At 68.1% G+C, this 20,650-nt stretch carries 20 protein-coding genes; 10 read left to right on the top strand and 10 right to left on the bottom strand.

Annotated features, from left to right (window positions below; genetic code table 11):
* Window positions 1-50: 50 nt before the first annotated feature.
* Window positions 51-743 (bottom strand): hemolysin III family protein, encoded by a 693-nt coding sequence (locus ACIA49_RS18400; RefSeq protein WP_396378380.1) that lies wholly within the window; start codon window positions 741-743, stop codon window positions 51-53.
* A gap of 232 nt (window positions 744-975) precedes the next feature.
* Between ACIA49_RS18400 and ACIA49_RS18395 the strand changes: the two genes are divergently transcribed.
* The 3 genes from ACIA49_RS18395 (at window position 976) to ACIA49_RS18385 (ending at window position 5,346) form a co-directional block, all read left to right on the top strand.
* The gene (locus ACIA49_RS18395; protein ID WP_396378379.1) at window positions 976-1,755 is read left to right on the top strand and encodes an isoprenyl transferase; all 780 of its coding nucleotides are present in this window, start codon (window positions 976-978) and stop codon (window positions 1,753-1,755) included.
* Window positions 1,756-3,134: 1,379 nt separating this feature from the next.
* On the top strand, window positions 3,135-4,469 hold the full coding sequence (locus ACIA49_RS18390; RefSeq protein WP_396378378.1) for a PhoH family protein: 1,335 nt from the start codon (window positions 3,135-3,137) through the stop codon (window positions 4,467-4,469).
* Between the two features lie 193 nt (window positions 4,470-4,662).
* On the top strand, window positions 4,663-5,346 hold the full coding sequence (locus ACIA49_RS18385; RefSeq protein WP_396378377.1) for a hypothetical protein: 684 nt from the start codon (window positions 4,663-4,665) through the stop codon (window positions 5,344-5,346).
* Here the strand turns inward: ACIA49_RS18385 and ACIA49_RS18380 are convergent.
* Genes ACIA49_RS18380 through ACIA49_RS18370 form a run of 3 tightly spaced genes read right to left on the bottom strand, consistent with a single transcriptional unit; the run spans window position 5,343 to window position 9,593 of the window.
* Complete coding sequence (locus ACIA49_RS18380; protein ID WP_396378376.1) at window positions 5,343-6,896, bottom strand: alpha-L-fucosidase; 1,554 nt, start codon at window positions 6,894-6,896, stop codon at window positions 5,343-5,345. The two genes, ACIA49_RS18385 and ACIA49_RS18380, sit on opposite strands and share 4 nt — an antisense overlap.
* A gap of 10 nt (window positions 6,897-6,906) precedes the next feature.
* Complete coding sequence (locus tag ACIA49_RS18375; RefSeq protein WP_396378375.1) at window positions 6,907-9,204, bottom strand: glycoside hydrolase family 3 C-terminal domain-containing protein; 2,298 nt, start codon at window positions 9,202-9,204, stop codon at window positions 6,907-6,909.
* Entirely contained in the window at window positions 9,201-9,593 is a 393-nt protein-coding gene (locus ACIA49_RS18370; protein WP_396378374.1) for a hypothetical protein, read from the bottom strand. The genes ACIA49_RS18375 and ACIA49_RS18370 overlap by 4 nt, the downstream gene beginning before the upstream one ends.
* 139 nt (window positions 9,594-9,732) lie before the next feature.
* On the opposite strand from ACIA49_RS18370, the gene ACIA49_RS18365 reads away from it, so the two are divergent.
* Together ACIA49_RS18365 and ACIA49_RS18360 are read left to right on the top strand one after the other, a co-directional pair.
* Complete coding sequence (locus ACIA49_RS18365; RefSeq protein WP_396378373.1) at window positions 9,733-10,917, top strand: sensor histidine kinase; 1,185 nt, start codon at window positions 9,733-9,735, stop codon at window positions 10,915-10,917.
* A 4-nt stretch (window positions 10,918-10,921) separates the two neighbouring features.
* The gene (locus tag ACIA49_RS18360; protein ID WP_396378371.1) at window positions 10,922-11,584 is read left to right on the top strand and encodes a response regulator; all 663 of its coding nucleotides are present in this window, start codon (window positions 10,922-10,924) and stop codon (window positions 11,582-11,584) included.
* Between the two features lie 112 nt (window positions 11,585-11,696).
* Here the strand turns inward: ACIA49_RS18360 and ACIA49_RS18355 are convergent, their stop codons facing one another.
* Entirely contained in the window at window positions 11,697-12,584 is an 888-nt protein-coding gene (locus ACIA49_RS18355; RefSeq protein ID WP_396378370.1) for a hypothetical protein, read from the bottom strand.
* A 376-nt stretch (window positions 12,585-12,960) separates the two neighbouring features.
* Here ACIA49_RS18355 and ACIA49_RS18350 point away from each other — a divergent pair, with 376 nt between their 5' ends.
* Genes ACIA49_RS18350 through ACIA49_RS18340 form a run of 3 tightly spaced genes read left to right on the top strand, consistent with a single transcriptional unit; the run spans window position 12,961 to window position 15,570 of the window.
* Entirely contained in the window at window positions 12,961-13,506 is a 546-nt protein-coding gene (locus ACIA49_RS18350) for a spermidine synthase (protein ID WP_396378368.1), read from the top strand.
* Window positions 13,507-13,516: 10 nt separating this feature from the next.
* Window positions 13,517-14,917 (top strand): class II fumarate hydratase, encoded by a 1,401-nt coding sequence (locus ACIA49_RS18345; protein ID WP_396378366.1) that lies wholly within the window; start codon window positions 13,517-13,519, stop codon window positions 14,915-14,917.
* A complete protein-coding gene (locus tag ACIA49_RS18340; protein ID WP_396378365.1) occupies window positions 14,914-15,570 on the top strand; it encodes a DUF402 domain-containing protein in 657 nt (218 codons plus the stop codon). The genes ACIA49_RS18345 and ACIA49_RS18340 overlap by 4 nt, the downstream gene beginning before the upstream one ends.
* 109 nt (window positions 15,571-15,679) lie before the next feature.
* On the opposite strand, the gene ACIA49_RS18335 is transcribed toward ACIA49_RS18340, so the two are convergent.
* Window positions 15,680-17,338 carry a fumarate hydratase gene (locus tag ACIA49_RS18335; protein WP_396378364.1) on the bottom strand — a complete coding sequence of 553 codons (1,659 nt, stop codon included), beginning with the start codon at window positions 17,336-17,338 and terminating at the stop codon, window positions 15,680-15,682.
* A 284-nt stretch (window positions 17,339-17,622) separates the two neighbouring features.
* Between ACIA49_RS18335 and ACIA49_RS18330 the strand changes: the two genes are divergently transcribed.
* Both ACIA49_RS18330 and ACIA49_RS18325 read left to right on the top strand, forming a co-directional pair.
* Window positions 17,623-18,297, top strand: coding sequence for a DUF1707 domain-containing protein (locus tag ACIA49_RS18330; RefSeq protein WP_396378363.1), 675 nt, complete (start codon window positions 17,623-17,625; stop codon window positions 18,295-18,297).
* A 59-nt stretch (window positions 18,298-18,356) separates the two neighbouring features.
* The gene (locus ACIA49_RS18325; protein ID WP_391546205.1) at window positions 18,357-18,647 is read left to right on the top strand and encodes a helix-turn-helix domain-containing protein; all 291 of its coding nucleotides are present in this window, start codon (window positions 18,357-18,359) and stop codon (window positions 18,645-18,647) included.
* Here the strand turns inward: ACIA49_RS18325 and ACIA49_RS18320 are convergent.
* The 4 genes from ACIA49_RS18320 to ACIA49_RS18305 are packed head-to-tail and all read right to left on the bottom strand — an operon-like array spanning window position 18,644 to window position 20,590.
* On the bottom strand, window positions 18,644-19,141 hold the full coding sequence (locus ACIA49_RS18320; RefSeq protein WP_396378362.1) for a hypothetical protein: 498 nt from the start codon (window positions 19,139-19,141) through the stop codon (window positions 18,644-18,646). The two genes, ACIA49_RS18325 and ACIA49_RS18320, sit on opposite strands and share 4 nt — an antisense overlap.
* Entirely contained in the window at window positions 19,125-19,619 is a 495-nt protein-coding gene (locus tag ACIA49_RS18315) for a hypothetical protein (protein ID WP_396378360.1), read from the bottom strand. The genes ACIA49_RS18320 and ACIA49_RS18315 overlap by 17 nt, the downstream gene beginning before the upstream one ends.
* On the bottom strand, window positions 19,612-20,118 hold the full coding sequence (locus ACIA49_RS18310; protein WP_396378359.1) for a hypothetical protein: 507 nt from the start codon (window positions 20,116-20,118) through the stop codon (window positions 19,612-19,614). Before ACIA49_RS18310 ends, ACIA49_RS18315 begins: the two co-directional genes overlap by 8 nt.
* Window positions 20,102-20,590 (bottom strand): hypothetical protein, encoded by a 489-nt coding sequence (locus ACIA49_RS18305; protein ID WP_396378358.1) that lies wholly within the window; start codon window positions 20,588-20,590, stop codon window positions 20,102-20,104. Before ACIA49_RS18305 ends, ACIA49_RS18310 begins: the two co-directional genes overlap by 17 nt.
* Window positions 20,591-20,650: the final 60 nt, after the last annotated feature.

The following is a 20,650-nucleotide window of genomic DNA, read 5'->3' as shown; positions in this document are numbered from 1 at the left end:
CGCGCGCGACCCTTCAGCCAGCCTTCAGACGCGCCCTGGGGCACGCACCGTCAGGACTGGTACGTGACGATGCTGACGGCGATGTAGTGGCAGATGAAGGCGGCCACGGTCAACGCGTGGAAGATCTCGTGGAAGCCGAACCAGCGCGGGGACGGGTTCGGGCGCTTGGTGCCGTAGATGACCGCGCCGACCGAGTAGAGCAGGCCGCCGACCGCGATCAGCGTGACGACCGCCGCACCGCCCTGGTGGTAGATGTCGCCCATCCAGAACACCGCGACCCAACCCATGGCCAGATAGATCGGGGTGTAGAGCCAGCGCGGCGCGCTGACCCAGAAGACCCGGAACAGGATGCCCAGCGTGGCGCCGCCCCAGACCAGACCGAGCATCAGGATGCGGTCCTTGCCGCTCAGCAGCAGCATGCCGAGCGGTGTGTAGGTGCCGGCGATCAGCAGGAAGATGTTGCTGTGGTCCAGCCGGCGCAGGATCGCCTCGCCGGTCGCACCCCAGTAGAAGCGGTGGTAGAGCGCGGAGATGCCGAACAGCAGCATCGCGCCGACCGTGTAGACGGCGGCGGCCCAGCGCGCGTTCGCATGCGGTGCCAGACAGATCAGCACGATGCCGCCGGCCGTGGCCAACGGGAAGGTGCCGGCGTGCAGCCAGCCGCGCAGCTTCGGTTTGAGAGGGCCGAGCCGGCCGGACAGGCCGTGACCGACTTCCTGGGGCTGTGCTTGGGAAGGGGTCATCGCCGTCCTCTCGTGGTGCTGGGCGGTCTGGGTGCGGTCTTACCTACGCAACCGTAACCTACGGAACCGTAGGTTCAATCCTCCCGAAGGATGAAATGTAGGCGAAGTCACCACCCGCGCGCACCTTCTCCCGTGTCTACGATGCCGCGGGCAAGTGAAAAGTTGGGCCTCTCTTTCCAGGTGGGTTCTGGGCTAGCCTCGGTGTGAGGAAGTTGGAGGCGAAGACCTGCTCATGCAGACACCCGGCAAGCAAAAACTGCGCGACGCGCTGATGATGATCTATGAACGCCGTGTGCAGCGTTCGCTGCCGCCGGAGCGGATCCCGCGGCATATCGGCGTCATCATCGACGGCAACCGGCGGTGGGCCCGCTCGGCCGGCAACCCCGTGTCGCACGGCCATGAGGCCGGGGCGAACAAGATCACCGAGTTCCTGCACTGGTGTGAGGACGTCGGCGTCAAGGTCGTCACGGTCTGGATGCTGTCGACCGACAACCTGACCCGGCCGGCCGACGAGCTGGAGCCGTTGCTGCGGATCATCGAGCAGGCGGTCGACGAGCTGACGGCGATCGGCCGCTGGCGGATCCACCCGGTCGGTGCGCTGGACCTGTTGCCGAGTGCGACTGCCGAGACGCTCAAGCGGGCCGAGACCGCCACCCAGGACGTCGACGGCATGCTCGTCAACGTCGCGGTCGGGTACGGCGGCCGCCGCGAACTCGCCGATGCCGTCCGCTCGCTGTTGCTCGAGGAGGCCGCCCAGGGCATTTCGATCGAGGAGCTGGCCGAGCGTGTCGACGTCGAGCACATCGCCCGGCACCTCTACACGAAGGGCCAGCCGGACCCGGACCTGGTCATCCGGACGTCGGGGGAGCAGCGCCTCGGTGGCTTCCTGCTCTGGCAGAGCGCGCTGAGCGAGTTCTACTTCTGCGAAGCGCTCTGGCCGGACTTCCGGCACGTCGACTTCCTGCGTGCGGTCCGTAGCTATGCCCAGCGGGAACGCCGCTTCGGGACGTGACCCCGCGTCCACACCGTCGGCACGCCGTACGACGCCTGAGGTAGTAGGCGTACGTCGCTACGCCGAGCGCGGCACCCCAGACCACCCAAAGCATGCCGGGAGCGTTCACAGCCCAGTTGTCGCCGTCCAGCGGCAACTGGGTATTCATCAGGCCGGCCGGGATCAGTACGACGGCCACGACCGAGGCGGGGATGATCGCCAGCAACGGTGGGACCCGCCGGCCGGCCTTGAACCAGATCCAGCGGGGGTAGACCTCACCCCAGCGGTGGACCAGACCGTGCGTGAGGACGCCTCCGCCGATCCCCATCACTGCCAGGCCAAGGCCCATCTCGAGCATGCCTGGCGTGTCGGCCATCATCCGGTGGAAGTCCTCGCTGATGCCGAGCGGCCAGCCGAAGAACCAGGCGATCCGGGTCGCCTCGTACGGGAGGTTCGCGACCACGGCCACACCGACCGCCACACGCCCCCAGCGCAGCGCTGCCTCGGGTGTGGTCCACGCGGGCGCCGTACGGTCGCTGCGGCCGCAGGAGACGCACGCCTGGCGGCTACGGAGGTGGTACGCGATCGCAGTTCCCGCCCACAGCACGCCGCCGATGAACAGGATCAGCAGGTTGATCCGATGCCAGTACAGGACGTCGCCGATGCCGCCCTGCGCACCCGGAATACCGGTGAACGCGAAGACGATCAGCGCGGGGGACAGCGCGAGCAGTGCGACGAGTGTGTAGTCAGGGATGACGAGAGCGAGTCCGACCGCGAGTACGGCGGCGATTGCCTGCAGCACCCACCCGCGCGGCCGGCGTCGGAGCATCACCACCGCCAGTACGGCGCCTCCGAGCCCCACGACGGCCATCACCGGGCCTACAACGGCCACTGGAGCGCCCTCGAGGACTGAGGCGGTCGATCGGTCGTCCACGACCTTCGCGAACGGGTAGTCAGCACCTCCTGACGACCAGTAGATGCCTGCCACGCCGTACAGAAACGACCACAAGGCTGTCGCGCAGCCCACCAGGACCGGCCAGTTTTTCCGCATGTCCCGAGGGTCGGCCGCGACACCGTCGCAGCGGATCACCCGGCGGGGTGAACCGGCTCCCCCGGTCGGGGGGAAGGTGTAACACCCTGTTAACCCCGGGGACGGGCGTGTCGGGCTGCGGGGTTTGCAGGACCCTCCTACTCTGACAGAGACAGTCGGAGGGGAAGCCGGCTGTTACGGGAGGTGCGATCAGCTTGAGAATCGTTCGCCAGCCGGATGCCCCGTGCAGGGGTAGAACGGAGTACCCGAGACGCTCTGTCTCGACCCGGCTGATCCCCGACTCCCGGTCCAACACCTAACACTGGTGGGCCGGGCGTGGTGCACGTCGCGGCCCGAGAGGACGTGCGACATGGCTGCCACCCACGCCAAGGCGTCAAGTACCTCATCCACACCGGAACAGCGCACTTTTGTGCTGGACACCTCGGTGCTTCTGTCGGACCCGCACGCGATGCTGCGGTTCGACGAGCACGAGGTGGTCGTCCCGGTGGTCGTCGTCACCGAATTGGAGGCCAAACGGCATCACCCCGAGCTCGGATACTTCGCCCGCACCGCACTACGCCTGCTCGACGAGCTCAGGATCAAGCACGGACGTCTGGACGCACCCCTGCCAGTGGGGGAGAACGGTGGAACCTTACGGGTCGAGCTGAACCACACCGACCCCGAAAGCCTGCCGGCCGGTTTCCGGCTCGGCGACAACGACAGCCGCATCCTCGCGGTCGCGTGCAACTTCAAGGCCGAGGGCCGCGACGTCACGCTGGTCTCCAAGGACCTGCCGATGCGCGTCAAGGCGTCGGCCTGCGGCCTGGTGGCCGAGGAGTACCGCGCGGAGATCACCTTCGAGTCCGGCTGGACCGGGATGGCCGAGCTCGAGGTCGAGACCGCGGTGGTCGACGACCTGTACGAGGAAGGCGTGCTGGAGCTCCAGCAGGCGGGTGACTTCCCGACCCACACCGGGCTGGTGCTGCTGTCCGACCGGGGCAGTGCGCTCGGCCGGGTGATGCCGGACAAGCGGGTCCGGCTGGTCCGCGGCGACCGCGAGGCCTTCGGGATCCGCGGCCGGTCGGCCGAGCAGCGGGTCGCGCTCGACCTCCTGCTCGACCCGGACGTCGGGATCGTCTCGCTCGGCGGCCGGGCCGGTACGGGTAAGTCGGCCCTCGCGCTGTGCGCCGGTCTGGAGGCGGTGATGGAGCGCCGCCAGCACAAGAAGGTGGTCGTCTTCCGGCCGCTCTTCGCGGTCGGCGGCCAGGAGCTCGGCTACCTGCCGGGCAGCGAGTCGGAGAAGATGCAGCCCTGGGCGCAGGCGGTCTTCGACACGCTCGGCGCGCTGGCCGGTGGTGACGTGATCGACGAGGTGATGGACCGCGGCATGCTCGAGGTGCTGCCGCTGACCCACATCCGCGGCCGGTCGCTGCACGACGCGTTCGTGATCGTCGACGAGGCACAGTCGCTGGAGCGCAACGTGCTCCTCACCGTGCTGTCCCGGGTCGGCGCGAACTCGCGGGTCGTGCTGACCCATGACGTGGCCCAGCGGGACAACCTGCGGGTCGGCCGGCACGACGGCGTGGTGGCGGTGGTCGAGCAGCTCAAGGGCCACCCGCTGTTCGCACACGTCACGCTCACCCGCTCGGAGCGCTCGCCGATCGCCGCGCTGGTCACCGAGATGCTCGACGACCTGCAGATCTGATTGACATGTAAGGAGTCATGGTGAGCTTCGCTCATCATCATCTGTAAAGCACGCGTAAGACTTCGTCCGCCACGGCGCGGTCGCCCCTGCGGCGGCCGCGGCGTCGCTCGTGACCTGCTTGTGATCACGCTCGGTTTAGGCCAAAGTATGGTTCTGTTGCAGCCGACGGGGGTCGGGTTTCTCGGAAGGAAAGATGAAAGCGAAGCGCTCCGTCGCGGCTCTCTCAGTGGCAGGGATCGCCGTGGTCACCGTGGTAGCGGGTGTCGACCTCTTCAGCGCCGGCAGCAGTTCGGCGTCCGGCCGGGCCGAGCTCGCCGTGATGAACAGCGAGAAGGCCCAAGCGGTCAAGCAGCCGACGCAGAAGATCCTGACCGCGCAGGAACAGGCCGAAGAGGCCATCCGGATCCGGAACCAGGTCGAGGCCCAGGCCCAGGAGATGAAGGCCTCCCAGGACGCCGCCGAGCGCGAGCTGGTGGCCAAGAACGCCGCCCTCAAGCGCTACCAGGCGCTGCAGAAGACGGACCGCAGCTCCCGCGAGGAGCGCGCCAGCCGGGACGCCGAGCGGAAGAAGTTCGAGGGCACCCCCAAGCAGATCGCGATGAACCTGCTGCCCGACCACGGCTGGAGCCAGGGCCAGTTCAGCTGCCTGGAGAAGCTGTGGAACAAGGAGTCGCGCTGGAACCCCCGCGCCGACAACCCGTCCTCCTCGGCGTACGGCATCGCCCAGGCCCTTCCGGGCAACCGGATGGCCTCCTACGGCGCGGACTGGCGGACCAACCCGGTCGTCCAGATCAAGTGGGGCCTCGACTACATCGAGGTCCGCTACGGCTCGCCCTGCTCGGCCTGGAGCCACTCCCAGGCCAAGGGCTGGTACTAACTCGCCTGCAGCTTGTAGACGGGCGCGTACGACCCGTCTGCGGCTGCATCGAGTGTGGTGTTGCCACCGGTTGCTGTCACTGAAACAGCAGCCGGTACGCCGAGGCGCGTGGCCGGGCCCTTGAGCGTGACCCCCTGGATGACGATGTCGCCCTTCGGCCGGCCCAGCACGGTGGCGTAGAGGTCACCACCGCGCCGGGTGAACGTCACGGTGTCACCGGCCGCGGTTCTGGCGGTCGACTGCGTCCACGGCCGTGTCCCGTCGTACGCCTCCCGGTTCGTCTTGAGCCAGGCGCCGATGTCGGTCAGCCGGCTCAGCTGCGCCGGCACGATTTCGCCCGCGCCGCCGCTCGGTCCGACGTTCAGCAGGAACGCACCGTTGTTGGCGCTCGCCTTGGCCAGCTCGCCGATCAGCTCGGGCGACTTGGTGTAGTCGGCCTCGCCCTCGGTGCGGTTGTAGCCGAACGATCCGCCGATCCCGCGGTCCTGCTGCCAGAACTTGGTCTGGATCGAGTCGAAGTCGGCGTACTCCGGTGTCCTGAAGTCGCTGTGCGGCACCTCCTTCGGCGTACTGATCTGGTCGGCCGCGTCCGGGAGCTTGAGCAGCCCGTGCATCAGCTGATCGAACACCCAACGCATCGGCTTCGGACTCATGAACTGCTGGCCGAACGACCCCGTGGTCAGCCGGTCGTCGACGACGCCTTCAGGGACGGTGTTGTAGTAGTCCGCGATCACGGCGTACAGGCGCTTGGAACCGGTCGGCCAGGAGATGTCGTTCCAGAGGATGTCCGGCTTGTACCTGTTGATCAGCTCGCGCACCTGGGCGACGGCGTACTGGCGGTAGTCCTCTCCGTAGTGCAGGTACGAGTAATCGCCCAGTGTGTTGATGCGCTTGGTCTGGAAGGTCCAGTCGACGCCACCGGAGTAGTACATGCCGAACTTGAGCCCCTGCTTGCGTACGGCGGTCGCCAGTTCACCCATGAGGTCCCGCTGCGCGTGGAAGTCCGGTGCATGCGGATTGCGCACCTGCGTCGGCCACATCGAGTACCCGTCGGCGTACTTCGCCGTCACCACGATGTACGACGCCCCGGCCGCCTTGAACTGTGCAGCCCACCGATCCGGGTCCCACTGAGCCAGTCCGGCGTCGAACTCCTTGGTGAAGTCGCTGTACGGCGCATCGCCGTAGTGCTCGCGGTGATAGACCCCGGTCGGCGAGTTCGGGTCCTTCATCGAGTTCGCGTAGTCCTCGGCGTACGGGTTGTGCGTCATCGCATGCCCGTACTCGGTCGCGAGCAACTGCGGGAACGTCTTGCCCTTCGGTGCGAACCCGGGAACCGAGTAGAGCCCCCAGTGGATCATCACCCCGAACTTCGCGTCCTGGAACCACTTCGGCAACGGATGCTGGTTCAGCGACTCCAGATCGGCCGTGTAGGGACCTGTCGTCGTCAGTTCCGCTTTGCCGTCGTCCTGCCAGGTCCAGACCTTCGACGACACCACGAACGCCAGTACCAGCACGACGACCACGGCCACGAACTTCAGTAGTTTTCGCATCATCGAATCCTCAGATCACCGTCAGTCGAAGGGTGTGCGGCAGCGCGGTGGCGGAGGTGCCGAGGCGCAGCGTGAAGCTGCCCGGCTCGACGACGCGTTCGAGGTTAGCGTCGATCAGGGCCAGGTCGTCGGCCCGCAACGGGATCGTCACCGAGACGCTTGCTCCTGGCAACAGACCGACTTTCGCGAAGCCCCGCAGCTGAATCTCCGGTACGGCGACGCTCGCCTCGTCGTCGGTCACGTACAACTGCAGGACGGCGGTCCCGGTGCGCTTGCCGGTGTTGCGGATCTCGGCGCGCACCTCGGTGCGGCCGGTGCGGGTGATCCGGCTGGTGCTGAGACGAACGTTGCTGATGGCAAACGTCGTGTAGCTGAGGCCGTGGCCGAACGGATACAGCGGGGTGGACGGCAGGTCGACGTACTGGTCGGCCTTGGCTCGAGCATCCTTGATGTTGTAGTACATCGGCAGTTGACCGACGCTGCGTGGGACGGTGATCGGGAGCCGGCCGCCGGGGTCAGTGACGCCGGTCAGTACGTCGGCCACCGCCTGTGCGCCTTCTTCGCCGGGTAGCCAGGCTTCGAGGATCGCGGGGATGCGCTCGGCGGCCCAGGTAGTCGACAGTGGGCGGCCGTTGACGAGTACCAGGACGACCGGCGTACCGGTCTGGTGGACGGCTTCGAGCAGCTCCTGCTGGACGCCGGTCAGGTCGAGCGACGCGATGTCGGCCAGCTCGCCGTTCGTCCTGCCCGGGTTGAAGTAGCCGCCCTTGAGCTCCTCGCCGAGGACAACCACCGCGACGTCGGCGGCCTTGGCCGCCTTGACCGCGGCCGCGATCCCGGACCGGTCGGTGCCGTTCGTCTCGCAGCCCTTGGCATAAGTGATCGGGTGACCGGTCGCCTTCAGCCGCTCAAGAATCGTCGGTACGGCGTGGAAGGTCGGCCACGCGGAGTATTCGCCGAGCAGGTTCCGCGCGTCGGCCGCGTTCGGGCCGATGACGGCGAGCCGGGCTCTCGGCTTCAGTGGGAGCAAGCCGCCTTCGTTGCGGAGCAGGGTCATCGACTCCTGCGCCGCTTGGAGCGCGACCTTGCGATGGGACGGCTGGTTGACGATCGCCCGCGCGCGGGCTGGGTCGGCGTACGGGTTCTCGAACAGGCCGAGGCGTTCCTTGAGGGTGAGGACGCGGCGGACGGCGCGGTCGATCAGTGCCTCGGAGATCATGCCGTTGCGTACGGCGTCGGCGAGGCCGGTGAGGAAGGCGTCGTGCCAGGCGAGCCCGATGTCGATCCCCGCGGTGAGAGCGAGCGCGCCGGCCTTGGTTGCGGTGGCGGCGACGCGGTCGGTCACCAGGCCCTCGAAGCCGTTGGCGATCACCACGCCGCGGAAGCCGAGTTCCTGGCGGAGGATCTCGGTCAGGTACTTCGGTGATCCGTGCACCGGGATGCCGTCGATGGTCTGTTCGCTCGCCTCGGTCATCAGCGAACCGGCGCCGAAACCAGCCTTCCACGGCGGGAGGTGGATATTGCGGAGTTCGCGCTCACCGAGTTCGATCGACGAACCTTCGAGGCCACCGACGTTCGGGGACTCGGCGGGGAACGTGCAGAGTGAGACGACCGGGCCGGTCCGCAGGTCGGCTTGGGCAGCCGGGACGAGGGTCTCGACGTACCGGCTGACCAGGTAGGGGTCCTCGCTGAACGACCAGATGGCGCGGCCGTAGCGCGGGTCGCGGTTGAGCTCTGCGGTGATCGTGCTGATCGCGTGGATGCCGACCGCACGCGCTTCCGCGCCGACGACGCCGTACACACGGCTGACGAGCTCCGGCGACCAGGTGGCGCCTAGGCCGAGGCCCTCCGGGAAGATCGTCGAGCCGGGGCCGATCGATCCGTGGGTGCCTTCGCTGATCTGCAGGAGGGGAATGCGGTGCTTGGTGGCCAGCGCGAGCTTCTGCAGGGCGTTGTGGCGCTCGGCCTGTTCCTTCGGGGTCTTGGGGTGGTCGACGTCGATGCTGCCGAACAGCGACTCGTTGACCAGGCCGAAGAAGCCGCCGCCGGGACCGAGGACAAGGTCCTGGTGCTTGAGGCCGCCGAGGACGTAATGATCCTGGTCCTCGGGTGTCGACACGGCTGAGGTGCCTGGTTCGCCCGGGATCACCACCGGGATGTTGAGCTGCGCGATCTTCTCCTCGAGCGACAGCGCGGCGACGAGCCGGTCGACTCGCTCGGACGGCTGCGGCTCGTGTGCTGGCGCCAGCTCCGGAAGGCCGGTCGCGACCGCGGCTGCCCCCGCGACGAATCCTCTGCGGCTGATCATGCCGCGAGCCACTGAGTGAGGCGGCCGGCCCACTGGGCGTTGTCGGTGCGCTCGGTGAACCAGCGGTGGTTGGTGAGCAGGTAGAGCGTCGTACCGGTGCGCAGTTCGAGGATCAGCGGCGCCCCGAGTGTCTTGGAGCCGCCGCCGAGGAACCGTCCGTACAGATCGGTGAAGTCGTTCCCGACCGCGACGAGCTCACTGGGGTGCACGGTGATGTCGCGGCCGTTCTCCCAGTTGGTGATCTCGAGGCGGTTCAGGTGCAGGCGGAGCGTGCCCGCGAGCGGGAAGACCGCCCGCTGGTCGATCGCGGCCTTGAACGAATCCCAGCGGGTCCGCCCGGCCAGCTCGGCCGCGGTCGTCCCGCGGTAGGTGCTTTCGGCAAGGATCATGCTGCCGACTCTGCCGGGAGACCTGGGTACGGCGGATCCCTCCGCGGGAGCCTGTTGGGTACCGATCGGTGGACGTCGCCCTCCACCGGAAGTCTCGACTTCGCGGCGACCGCCGGGAGAACGGGATACCGTCGGTCAGGTGATCCTCGCGGCACTCATCGAACCGGGGTCGCCGGCCGCCCCCGGGTACGACCGGCTCACCCCACGCGACCGGGTCGTGGACATCGCCTGTGTGCTGATCGGCTTTCTGCTCAGCCTGCCTGCGATCGCGGACTCGGATCCGGTCCCGCGCTTCGGGCCGTTGCCGGCGTGGATCAGCTGGGGAGCTGCGATCGCCGCGGCGTTGGCGCTGCTGCTGCGACGCCGTTGGCCGGTCGGACTGATGGTGGGGCTGATCATCGGCTCGACTCTGGTTCCGTCGATGGGTGGCGCTGCGGGGATGGCGTTGTTCAGCGTGGCGGTCCATCGACGGCCGGCGGTCAGTCTGACGCTTGGAGCGGTGTCGATGGCGTCCTGCCTGCTGCAGTTCTGGCTGTATCCGCTGGTGGACATTCCGAACGCGTACTGGATCGCGGTCACCGGGACGGCCCTGATCTGCGCCGCGATCGTTGCCTGGGGCATCGTCGTACGGACTCGGCGGCAGTTGATGGCGTCGCTGACCGAGCGGGCGGTTCGGGCCGAGACTGAGCAGCAGTTGCGGGTTGAGCAAGGGCAGCGGCAGGAGCGGGAGCGGATCGCGCGGGAGATGCACGACGCGCTCGGGCACCGGTTGTCGTTGCTGAGCGTGCACGCCGGTGCGCTGGAGTTCCGTCCGGACATGCCGACCGACGAGCTGTCGCGGGCGGCCGGAGTGATCCGGACCAGCGCTCGCGACTGTGTCGAGGACCTGCGCGAGATCGTCGGCGTACTGCGGTCTGAGGACCTTGCGGAAGGCCGTCGTCGCGGGATCGCCGAACTGGATGAGCTCGTCGCCGAGTCGCAGGAGGCGGGGATGGTGCTGAATCTGACCATCCGGGCCGAGTTGGCCGACGTACCGGATGTGATCGGTCGGCATGCTTATCGGATCGTTCAGGAGGGCCTCACGAACGCCTGCAAGCATGCACCGCACCAGCGCGTCCGGCTCACGGTCAGCGGTCGGTCGGGGGATGGGCTGACGGTCGAGCTGGTCAACCGGTTGGAGCCAGGGGGTGGTGGGCCGGGATCGCGGGTCGGCCTGATCGGGCTGACCGAGCGAGCGGCGCTGGCGGGTGGGCGTCTCGAGTACGGGCCGACCGTCGATGGTGAGTTCCGGTTGGCGGCCTGGCTGCCGTGGACCCTACGATGACCGCGTGAGCTCTCCCGTCCGGCTGCTCCTGGTGGACGACGACCCGCTCGTCCGCGCCGGCCTGGCCAGCATGCTGGGCGGAACCCCCTCGCTGGACCTCGTCGGCCAGGCCGCCGACGGACGCGAGGCCGTCGACGCAGTCCGTGACCTGCACCCGGACGTCGTACTGATGGACATCGGCATGCCCGTCCTCGACGGAGTCGCCGCCACCGCCGCCATCCGCGCCCACGCACCCGCCCCCGAAGTCATCATGCTCACCACCTTCGGCTCCGACGACCACCTCCTCAGCGCCCTCCGCGCCGGCGCCGCCGGCTACCTCCTGAAGGACGCCGCCCCGCTGGAGATCGTCACCGCGATCCTCAAGGTCGCCGCCGGCGAATCCGTCCTCTCCCCCCAATCCACCCGCCAACTCATCTCCCAAGCAGCCCACACCGACCCCACCACCCGCCGTACGACGGCCCTAGCGGCCCTCACCGCCTTGACCGACCGCGAGCGCGACGTCGTACTGGCCGTCGCCGAAGGCAAAACCAACCCCGAGATCGCCGCCGCCCTCCACCTCGGCGTAGCCACCGTAAAAACCCACCTAGCCAACGCCCTCACCAAACTCCACCTAACCAACCGAGTCCAACTAGCCCTCCTAGCCCACGACGCCACCCCCCTCCCCTAACGTCCGAAGAGACGCAGTACGTGGTCGGCGTGTATTCGGACGTAAGGAGCCGTTGCTCACCAGCGTCCGAATAGGAGCAGTACGTGGTCGGCGTGTATTCGGACGCTAGAGGTCAGCCGCGCCATCCGGCGGACCGGAGCAGGCGTGCGACCTGTGAGAGGTAGACGTCGGGGGACAGCCGGAGGCCGATCACGGGGATCCGGAGAACGCGGGAGCGGTCGATGGTGAGCTCGTTCTGGCGGCTTGCATCGGCCAGCGCTTGCGCGGCTTCCAGATGGTGCAGACCTTCGATCTCGACCACCGCGTCGTACGGCGTCCACTCGTTGTCGAGGTACCAGACGCCGTCCGGTCCACGTCGCCGCGTCTGCCGATCTGGCTCCGGCAGACCGTACTCTCGGCAGAGCTGGGCGAACTCGAGCTCCCCGACCGACTGGGCACCGGCCGAAACATCACGCAACGTCGTCGCGATGAACGTGCGGCGGGGATGTCGGCGTACGGTCGAGAAGGCCTCGGCGATGGACTCACTGGTGGCCAGGCGCTGTTGGACAGTCGCCGCAAGCACAAACGCCGCCTGCCGATTCGAACGCGCCCACAGTGCGGCCCGGACGGCGGCCACCGGTGGTCGAGTGCGTGGCAAACCACCCTCGACGAGGTCGTCCGGTCGCCGCCGGCGAGTCTCGTGGACGACCACGCCTGACGGTCGACGTGGCTGCGCGGACTTCGGTACCGAGACGTGGAGTACGTCGTCGAACCCGCGCAATCCCGCCGCTCGTAAGGCCGTCGAGCCGTCGAGAGCTGCGCCAGAGCCGACCTCGAACGTGGCCGACCACCAGAGCGCGCATTCGCCCAACGGTCCGGTGTTGGTCGAGATGGTTTGCCGCCCGAACCGCGCCCATCGCCGACCCCGCAGTTCGGCCACAACCTCCCACCGGCGCATGCCCAGCGCCGCCAACTGAGCCCGGGACACCACGCCGCCCTGGCGGATGGCAACCTCTCCCACCTCAGGCTCCCACCACCTCCGCCGTAACCTCCTCCTGCATTCCGCGCACCGCCCGCACCGTTCAATCCCCGCACACCTCGTCATGCCACTCATGCCTTCAACATGCCGCGCACGCACCCCCTCCGCCGCGCCCACTTTCCACCTGTGGATATCTCCAACGTCCGAAAACTCGCCGACCACGCACTGCGAGCGTTCGGACGCTGGCGAACTGCCGCTTTTAGCGTCCGAATACACGCCGACCACGTACTGCGGGCTTTCGGACGTTGGGGATGATGTGGGGGTGGAGATTGCGCGGGCGGTTGGTGAGCGGGGGGAGTTGTTGTTGCGGCGGCGGGGGGATGGGGCGCTGGAGTTGCGGGTCAATGGGGTGTTTGTGATGGATGACGTGGAGACGTCGAGTGAGGAGCTGCTGGCGTCGGCGGCGTTGGCGGCGGTACGGCGGCCGGAGCGGGTGCTCGTGGGTGGGTTGGGGCTGGGGTACACGGTGCGGGCGTTGTTGCGTGATGTTCGTCTCGGCGCGGTGGTGGTGGCGGAGATCGAGCCGGACTTGGTGGAGTGGACGCGGGCCGGGTTGGTGCCGTCGGTGCTGGACGATCCGCGGGTTTCGGTGGAGGTGGGGGACGTGCGGGCGGTGATCGCGGCGGCCGAGTTGGCGTCGTACGACGCGATCTTGCTGGACGTGGACAACGGGCCGGACTTCCTTGTGTATAACGAGAATTCGGCGATCTATGCCGCTGACTTCCTGACTGTGTGCCGGGAGCGGTTGCGGGCTGGCGGGGTGCTGACGGTGTGGTCGTCGTCGGAGTCGGCGGCGCTGGCCGGTGCGGTGGAAGCGGTCTTCGGGGCATGCCAGGTGACGCCTGTGCCGGTGGAGCTGCAGGGGCGGGAGGAGCTCTACTACGTCTACCAAGGGGCGACGTAGGCTGGCTGGTATGGGTGATGACGTGGAATACCGGATCGAGCACGACACGATGGGCGAGGTCAAGGTCCCCAAGAACGCGCTGTGGCGGGCACAGACCCAGCGCGCGGTGGAGAACTTCCCGATCTCCGGCCGGCCGCTGGCCCCGGAGCTGGTGCACGCCCTCGCGCAGATCAAGGCCTCGGCCGCCGTGGTGAACGCCGAGCTCGGCGTCCTGGACGCGGAGCGGGCCGCCGCGATCGTGGCCGCCGCCGATCGGGTGACCGCGGGGGAGTACGACGCGGAGTTCCCGATCGACGTGTTCCAGACCGGCTCCGGTACGTCGACCAACATGAACGTGAACGAGGTCCTGGCCACGCTGGCGACCCAGGCGGGGGTGGACGTGCACCCGAACGACCACGTCAACGCCTCGCAGTCGAGCAACGACACCTTCCCGTCGGCGATCCACGTCGCGGCGACGGCCGGGGTCGTCCACGAGCTGCTGCCGGCGCTCGACGTACTGGCGGAATCGCTGGCGGGTAAGGGCACCGAGTTCGCCGAGGTGGTGAAGTCGGGACGCACGCACCTGATGGACGCCACGCCGGTGACGCTCGGGCAGGAGTTCAACGGCTATGCCCAGCAGGTACGACGGGGCGCGGAGCGGGTGCGGTCATCCCTGCCCCGGGTGGCGGAGCTGCCGCTGGGTGGTACCGCGGTCGGGACCGGGATCAACACTCCGCCTGGGTTCGCCGGTCTCGTGATCACGGAGCTGAACCGTCGTACCGGGCTGTCGTTGACCGAGGCCGAGGATCACTTCGAGGCGCAGGGCGCTCGGGACGGGCTGGTTGAGCTGTCCGGGCAGTTGAAGACGATCGCGGTCAGCCTGACCAAGATCTGCAACGACCTGCGCTGGATGGGTTCCGGGCCGCGCGCCGGGCTCGGCGAGATCGCGCTGCCGGACCTGCAGCCGGGGTCGAGCATCATGCCGGGCAAGGTGAACCCGGTGATCTGCGAGGCCACGCTGATGGTCGCCGCCCAGGTGATCGGCAACGACACCACGATCACCGTGGCCGGTGCCGGCGGCAACTTCGAGCTGAACGTGATGCTGCCGGTGATCGCGCGCAACCTGCTCGAGTCGATCACCCTGCTCAGCAAAGCCTCCCGGCTGCTGGCCGAGCGCTGCGTCGACGGCATCACCGCGAACGTCGACCACGCGCGGGCGCTGGCCGAGTCGTCGCCGTCGATCGTGACACCGCTGAACCGCTACATCGGCTACGAGAACGCGGCCGCCGTCGCGAAGAGCGCCCTCAAGCAGGGCAAGACGATCCGCGAGGTCGTCATCGAGAACGGCCATGTGGAGAAGGGCGATCTGACCGAAGAGCAGTTGGACGCGGCCCTCGACGTACTGTCCATGACCCGCCCGGCGGCGTCGTGACCTACTGGACCCCCGGAACCATCATCGAGTGGATCTACTCCAACCGGCTGACTGACCAGCCCACCGTGCGCCCGATGACAGTCGTCCGCGATGACGCGGACGGCCTGGTCGCGTGGCTGGCACCGCAGACGCCGATCCTCAAGACAGTCCTCACCGACGGCCGGGAACTCCGTGCCGCCGGTCCGGTCGGCATGTTCACCGAGCCTCGGGTGCTGAAGCTGGACGTCTGGCACGGCACCGGCATCCTCAAGGTCGCGCCGACTGGTAAGCCCTGGTCCATCTGGTACTTCTGGTCGGCCGAAGGCGCCTTCAACGGCTGGTACGTCAACCTCGAGGTCCCGCACACCAGGGACTTCGCGGGCCGCCGGACCGTCACCGAGGACCGGGTCCTGGATCTGTGGATCACCCCCGACCGCGGCATCCACTGGAAGGACGAGGACGAGCTCGAAGGCGCCGTCACCGCCGGCCGGTTCACCCAGGCCGAGGCCGACGCCATCATCGCCACCGCCCACGACGCCATCGCCGAGATCCACGCCTGGACCGCCCCGTTCAACGAAAACTGGCAGTCCTGGACGCCGCCCGCCGACTGGCCGCTCCCCGCAGCCCCCACCGGACACCAGCCCGCCATCATCGCCGAAGAGCTAGCCAGCTAAGGCGGACCTCCGCCACTCACTAACCCCCGGAAAAGGCCCACCCGGCTGCCGCGCTGAGCGTGCGAGCCGGGTGGGCGACGAAGTTAGTGAGTGGGGGCGGTCCGGGTTGCTACCGGGGCCGAGTCGTCAGCGGGACGGGCTTACGGGTGTCGGTGAAGAAGTCGTTGCCTTTGTCATCGACGACGACGAAGGCGGGGAAGTCCTCGACCTCGATCTTCCAGACCGCTTCCATGCCGAGTTCGGCGTACTCGAGGACGTCGACGGACTTGATGCAGTCCTGGGCGAGGCGCGCCGCGGGGCCGCCGATGGAGCCCAGATAGAAGCCACCGTGGGCCTTGCAGGCGTTCGTGACCTGGGCCGAGCGGTTGCCCTTGGCAAGCATGACGAAGGAACCGCCGGCAGCCTGGAACTGGTCGACGTACGCGTCCATCCGGCCCGCGGTGGTGGGGCCGAAGGAGCCGGAGGCGTAGCCCTCGGGGGTCTTGGCCGGGCCGGCGTAGTAGACGGCGTGGTCGCGCAGGTACTGCGGCATCGGCTCGCCGGCGTCCAGACGCTCCTTGATCTTGGCGTGCGCGATGTCACGAGCGACGACCAGCGGTCCGCTGAGCGACAGTCGCGTCTTCACCGGGAGCTTCGTGAGCTCGGCGCGGATCTCCGCCATCGGCCGGTTCAGATCGATCCGTACGACGCTCTCGTCGTCCAGGTGCTCGTCGGTCGTCTCCGGGAGGAAGCGGGCCGGGTCGCGTTCGAGCTGTTCGAGGAACACCCCTTCCGGCGTGATCTTCGCGCGCGCCTGGCGGTCGGCCGAGCAGGAGACCGCGATCGCGACCGGGCAGGACGCGCCGTGCCGGGGGAGGCGGATCACGCGGACGTCGTGGCAGAAGTACTTGCCGCCGAACTGCGCGCCGATCCCGAAGTCCTGGGTGAGCTTGAAGACCTCCTCCTCCAGCTCCACGTCCCGGAACCCGTGCCCGACCGGCGAACCGGTGGTCGGCAACGCGTCCAGGTAGTGCGCCGAGGCGTACTTCGCGGTCTTGAGCGCGAACTCGGCCGAGGTGCCACCGACGACGATCGCCAGGTGGTACGGCGGACAGGCCGCCGTACCGAGGGAGCGGATCTTCTCGTCCAGGAACTTCATCATCCCGGCCGGGTTGAGCACGGCCTTGGTCTCCTGGAACAGGAACGACTTGTTCGCCGACCCGCCGCCCTTGGCCATGAAGAGGAACTTGTACGCCGGATCGCCCTCGCCCGGCGTCGAGTACAGCTCGATCTGCGCGGGGAGGTTGGAGCCGGTGTTCTTCTCGTCCCACATGGTCAGCGGGGCCATCTGCGAGTAGCGCAGGTTCAGCTTCGTGTAGGCGTCGTACACGCCGCGGCTGATCCACTCCTCGTCGACCGCACCGGTCAGTACGCCCTCGGACTTCTTGCCCATCACGATCGCCGTACCGGTGTCCTGGCACATCGGCAGCACGCCGCCGGCCGAGATATTCGCGTTCTTCAGCAGGTCGAGCGCGACGAACCGGTCGTTCCCGGAGGCCTCGGGGTCGTCGATGATCCGGCGCAGCTGCGCGAGGTGCGCGGTCCGCAGGTAGTGCGAGATGTCGTGCATCGCCTCCGCGGTGAGCTGCTGCAGTACCTCGGGCTCGACCTGGAGGAACGTGCGGTCGCCCGCGGTGAACGTGCTGACACCTTCAGTGGTGAGCAGCCGGTACTCCGTGTCGTCAGGACCTAACGGGAGCAGATCGGAGTACGTGAAGTCGGCGGACACCGGCAGACCTCCAGGGACAGTGGACTGGACTGATCCAGCTTAGTGCCCCGCGGGCGGTGTGCCTCGGCGCTACCGGCGCCCAGGCACGCACCTCGCGCCACTTGCCCAGCGCCCACGATGCTCCGCATCGAGGCCACTGACCAAGCACCACGATGCACGCACCTGGACACCGCTATCGCTCGAGCCACCCCGCCCGCGGGGCACTAATCTCAGGGGTCGGATCAGGGGTCGGTAGGGGAGGTTTCGGAGTCCCCGAGGACTGTGGCGAGCGTAAGGTTTTGCTCGTGGCCCAGGATGAGGTTCCCCAGAACGATCGACCGCAGGACGCCGTACCGGCTCCGGTGGATCCGGCGTTGCGCCGCCGCGTCTCCGACGCCGAGCGCGAGCAGGTCGCCGACATCCTGCGCGACGCCGCGGGCGAGGGCCGGCTGTCCTACAGCGAGCTCGAGGATCGGCTCGAGACGCTGTACGCATCCAAGACGTACGGTGAGCTCATCCCTCTCACCGTCGACCTCCCCAACGGACTTGCCCAACCGGCCGCACCACAGCAGCAGCACGCCGGCGCGATGGTTCAGGCCGGCCCGACCATCAACGTCTTCCTCTCCGACACCAAGCGCCTCGGCACCTGGGTCGCCCCGCAACGGCAGGAAGTGAACGCCGTCCTCGGCGATGTCACCCTCGACTACACCGAGGCCCAGGTCCCGTACGACGAGATCTACATCGACGTGAAGTCCATCCTGGCCGACGTGAAGATCCGCGTCCCCGCCAACGCCGTCGTCCTCCTCGACTCCAACCCCATTCTCGGCTCCGTCTCCGAACAAGCCGCCACCCTGCTCCCCGCCCCCGACCCCAACACCCCCACCCGCCCCAAAACCTTCCACATCCGCGGCACCGCCATCCTCGGCGAGATCAAGATCAAACGAGGCCCCCGCCTAACCAAACGCCTCGGCCTCACCTGAGCCCGCGGTATAGCATTCGTGCTATATCGCGGGGTGTTTGTCTTGCGCAGGGGAGTGACGTGACGGGTTGGGATGAGGTGCGCGGGCGGCGGATGGGGGAGCCGGGGGCCGGCGAGGCGTACGACGCTGCGCGGCGGGCGTTCGAGCTGGGTGCGGCCGTGCGGAAGATGCGGGAAGACCGCGGTTGGACGCAGACGAGGCTCGCCGAGGCGGCGGGGATGACGCAGTCCGCGCTTGCCCGGTTCGAAGCCGGCGGTACGGTCCCCACCCTCGTTCTTCTCGAGCGGATCGCGCAGGCGTTCGAGGCTCGGCTGGTCGTCCGGTTCGACGAAGGGCACTCGGCGGCTTAGGGGTGGCGTTCGGCGTGGAGGTGGGTGAGCCAGCCGGCGAAGGCGGAGAGGTCGTCGACGATGTCGCGGGGGATGTCGAGGTCGGGCCAGTCCTCGTTGGTGAGGTTGATCGGGAGGGTCTCGGCCCAGAAGGTTCTGTACGGGGCGCCGATGGAGGCGACGGAGGACCATCGGACGTAGGCCTTGCCGAGGCGGATGCCGGTGGTGTCGACGAGGAGTATGGGCTGTCCTCGGAGGAGCCGGATGGTTTCGGCGAGAGCCGACCCGAGTAGGAGCAGGATGCCGACGACCCGGATGTAGAACCAGGTGCCGCGGGTGTCCCACTCGTCGAAGGTTCCGATCGACGGCAGGATCGCGACCGCCCACGTGAGGAGGATGCGTCGGCTGAGGAGGGCGCGGCGGCGCGGGCGGAAGAGCACCCGGCCGGTACGGCGGTACTCGGCGTCCCATTGCTCGGGGCCGACCTCGCCCATCAGGCTAGGCGTGATCGCCATCAGACTCTTTACGGGCGGGGCGAAGGCTGTTGAGCCAGTCGGAGAAGGCGCTCAGGTCGCGGACGTTGTCCCGATGGATCTGAATTTCCTTGTCCCAGACATTCGCGGGAAGCACCGGCAGGACGCGGAAGAACGCCGGGCCCCTGGGGATCCCGGCGGTGCCGACGGCGTCCCAGGCCAGGAACTTTCGTCCGTAGCGGATGCCGTCCGCGTCGACGATCAGGATCGGTCGGCGGGTGATCAGCTGCCAGGTTCCGAGGCCGATGAGGATCAGCAGGAAGATCGAGCTGATCACCGTCGCAAACCGGCTGTAACTGCTCTGGTCCGCGATTTCGATCAGCCTCAGCACTCGACTCGAGCCGAACACGAGCAGGATGACGGCTCCGCGGAGCAGATACGGACGACGCCGCAGTGGGAAGACCACGCGGCCGTTCCGCTCCAGCTCCGCAGTCCAGTCAGCGGCCGTCAGCTCACCCATGCTCGGCGTCCTGGTTGGTACGACGGTTGTCTCGCAAGGTGTTGAGCCAGTGGGAGAAGGCGTCGAGGTCTTGGACTGTGGCCGGGCCGATGCGGAGGTCGCGGGCCTGGCCGGGGACTGCTTTGAGGGGGATGTAGCGGAACCAGGCACGGCCCGAGGGATCGCCGGCCATCACGAACGCGGACCAGGGGATCGATCGCCGGGCCAGGCGGATGCCGTCGGCGTCGACGATCAGGACCGGGCGGCGGGTGATCAGTTGCCAGGCCGTTCCGGCGGCTCCGATCGTGAAACCGAACACGCCGAGCGCACCCGACAGCCAGGCCAGCGGAACGTCGTTGGCCATGCCGGCCGCGGCCCAGATGATCGTGGGGAGTATCAGCACCAGGAACGGCACGGTGCGGACGGCGAAAGCCCCGCGCCGCAAGGGGAACTCGACGCGGCCGGTGCGCTCGAACTCCCCGGTCCATTCAGCTGCTGTCCGGTCACCCATGGTCTGCATGTGAGTCTCCGCGGTGTTGTTTCAGGACGTCCTCGAGCCAGGCCGCGAGCGCGGTCAGGTCGCGTACGGCCCAATGCCTGATGGTCAACGGCTTTCCGGTCACGGGGATGATCTCGAGCGTCTTCTGGTGCGGGATGCCGATGGCGCCGATCCGGGTCCACTCCAGCCGAGTGTCGCCGTACCGGATGCCGTTGGCGTCGACGAGGAGCAGCAGCCGGTTGCCGACGAGCTGCGCGGCCGCCCAGACGCTGCGCCCGAAGGCGGCCAGCATCACCAGGATCAGCAAGACCCACACGTCGCTGTCGTCCGGTACGACGAACGCGATCAACAGCAGGAGCACGGCCGTCAGCCCCTGCAGGATGAACATCTCCCGCTGGTACGGCGCAGTACGGCGCGTGAACTCGACCCGACTGGTCCGCCCGTACTCGGCCGCCCAAACCTCCGCCGAGGCCTCACCCATAGCCGTAGCCACAGCCCCCACCCCTCCCCAGGAAAGCGCAACTGTAGCGGCAGGAAGGGTGCACACTGGACT

Origin of the sequence: Kribbella sp. NPDC051587, from assembly GCF_044453945.1 — a bacterium.
GTDB lineage: Bacteria > Actinomycetota > Actinomycetes > Propionibacteriales > Kribbellaceae > Kribbella.
This window is presented reverse-complemented; position numbering and strand designations above follow the sequence as displayed.

Coding starts and splice junctions, on each gene's coding strand:
- ACIA49_RS18385 (WP_396378377.1), top strand. CDS start 4,663: ATGAAAGCGAAGCGCTCCGTCGCGGCTCTCTCAGTGGCAGGGATCGCC.
- ACIA49_RS18320 (WP_396378362.1), bottom strand. CDS start 19,141: ATGGCGATCACGCCTAGCCTGATGGGCGAGGTCGGCCCCGAGCAATGG.
- ACIA49_RS18345 (WP_396378366.1), top strand. CDS start 13,517: ATGGGTGATGACGTGGAATACCGGATCGAGCACGACACGATGGGCGAG.
- ACIA49_RS18375 (WP_396378375.1), bottom strand. CDS start 9,204: ATGATCAGCCGCAGAGGATTCGTCGCGGGGGCAGCCGCGGTCGCGACC.
- ACIA49_RS18390 (WP_396378378.1), top strand. CDS start 3,135: ATGGCTGCCACCCACGCCAAGGCGTCAAGTACCTCATCCACACCGGAA.
- ACIA49_RS18315 (WP_396378360.1), bottom strand. CDS start 19,619: ATGGGTGAGCTGACGGCCGCTGACTGGACTGCGGAGCTGGAGCGGAAC.
- ACIA49_RS18350 (WP_396378368.1), top strand. CDS start 12,961: ATGGATGACGTGGAGACGTCGAGTGAGGAGCTGCTGGCGTCGGCGGCG.
- ACIA49_RS18310 (WP_396378359.1), bottom strand. CDS start 20,118: ATGCAGACCATGGGTGACCGGACAGCAGCTGAATGGACCGGGGAGTTC.
- ACIA49_RS18395 (WP_396378379.1), top strand. CDS start 976: ATGCAGACACCCGGCAAGCAAAAACTGCGCGACGCGCTGATGATGATC.
- ACIA49_RS18400 (WP_396378380.1), bottom strand. CDS start 743: ATGACCCCTTCCCAAGCACAGCCCCAGGAAGTCGGTCACGGCCTGTCC.
- ACIA49_RS18380 (WP_396378376.1), bottom strand. CDS start 6,896: ATGCGAAAACTACTGAAGTTCGTGGCCGTGGTCGTCGTGCTGGTACTG.
- ACIA49_RS18370 (WP_396378374.1), bottom strand. CDS start 9,593: ATGATCCTTGCCGAAAGCACCTACCGCGGGACGACCGCGGCCGAGCTG.